The following is a 1727-nucleotide window of genomic DNA, read 5'->3' as shown; positions in this document are numbered from 1 at the left end:
GTAATGCTCCGTGCCGATTTCTTGCAAGATACCTACCCTATCGAGCTTGTTGAGCACCTTCGTGTTCGCTTCGCAGAGTTTCACCACGATATTGCGCTCGTGCAGTTGCTGAATGACCTCCTCCAGCACCTGCAAGCCAGTGATGTCCATAAACGGTACACGCTTCAAGCGAATAATCAGCAGACGTGGATCGGTATGGGTCTGTGCCAACACACGCTCGAAGGTCTCAGCCGCGCCAAAGAACAATGGCCCTTCAATCGTATAAATCAATGTCCCTGGCGGCAGGCGAGTGTGCCCATTGGCCCTCAGCTCTTCTTCAAGCTCGTGCTCGACGACCTGTTGCACCTCCACAGATGAGGCCATGCGACGCATGAAGTGCAGCATGGCAAGAATGACGCCGATATTCACGGCGATCACCAGGTCGCTGAACACGGTGAGGCTGAAGGTGATGAGCAGGATAGCTACGTCTGCGCGTGGAGCCCGTTGGACCATGCGCTTGAAGTGCTTCAACTCGCTCATGTTGTACGCGACCACGAAAAGAATGGCGGCCAGGGCGCACAGCGGGATGTTTGAGGCCAGAGGTGCCAGAAACAGAATAATAAGCACCAACGTGACCGCGTGCGTAATGCCGGCCAGCGGGCTCGTGCCGCCGTTACGGATATTGGTTGCAGTACGGGCAATGGCTCCGGTCGCTGCGAAACCGCCAAACAATGGCGTGACCAGATTAGCCACTCCCTGACCGATCAGTTCCTGATTGGAGTCGTGCTTGGTGCCCGCCATGCCATCGGCCACCATTGCGGACAGCAGTGATTCGATTGCTCCAAGCATGGCAATAGTGAACGCCGGACCAATCAAATCGATGACACGAGACAGCGTGATTTCAGGCAGGCTTAACGCTGGAAGACCTTGAGGTATGCCACCGAATGCACTGCCAATCGTGGCGACCCCCTCGAAATGAAAGGTTGACTGTATCGCTGTAGCGACTGCCATTGCGATTAGCGGGCCAGGTACCCGTTTGAGTCCGGGAATTCTGGACGCGGTGATGACCAGGAAAAGGCTAATCGCCGCCAGCAGGGTTGTGGCGATATGAAGATCCGGCAGCGCCTGGAGCAGATGCCAGAGCTTTTCATGGAAATGCTCTCCACTGATCGTCGGTAAACCGAAAAAGTCTTTCCACTGTCCGACCCAGATGATCACGCCGATGCCCGCAGTGAATCCGACTATCACCGGGTCAGGGATAAACTTGATGATTGCACCGAGGCGGGCCATCCCCAGCAATAACAACATGGCCCCCGCCATCATCGTGGCGATTTGCAAACCGTCAACACCATGTTTGGCCGTGACTCCCGCCAGAATCACGATGAACGCACCTGTCGGCCCGGCAATCTGCAAGCGGCTTCCCCCAAAGAGCGAAACCAGCAGGCCACCGATGATTGCGGTGTAGATGCCTTGCTCAGGTTTGACGCCAGATGCAATGGCAAACGCCATAGCCAGAGGGAGCGCCACGACCCCGACGATCACGCCAGACACCACATTGCGCAGCCAATGCTCTCGCCCCAACAACCCCGCCTTCCATGCCTCACCTATCGCAATCATGGCTAGCTCCTCAGTGGATGCATGTGCATAATATTAACATACAGTGATAATTGAAATGCCCTTGATCCACCGCTWCGTGCGGCTGGAGATGTTTATCGTGAAAGTTCAGATGGAACTGGGCGGGCATGCAC

1 protein-coding gene is annotated in these 1727 nt (G+C 55.8%); it reads right to left on the bottom strand.

The window, feature by feature from the left end; genetic code table 11:
- Positions 1–1596 (bottom strand): SulP family inorganic anion transporter (locus ACXRVY_RS27395; RefSeq protein WP_458238769.1); only part of this gene is annotated, 1596 nt, incomplete at its 3' end.
- Between the last annotated feature and the right edge of the window lie 131 nt (positions 1597–1727).

This window comes from Pseudomonas sp. P5_A2_2, from assembly GCF_054177685.1.
The sequence above is the reverse complement of the archived record's forward strand: the minus strand, read 5'-3'. Positions and strand labels throughout refer to the sequence as shown.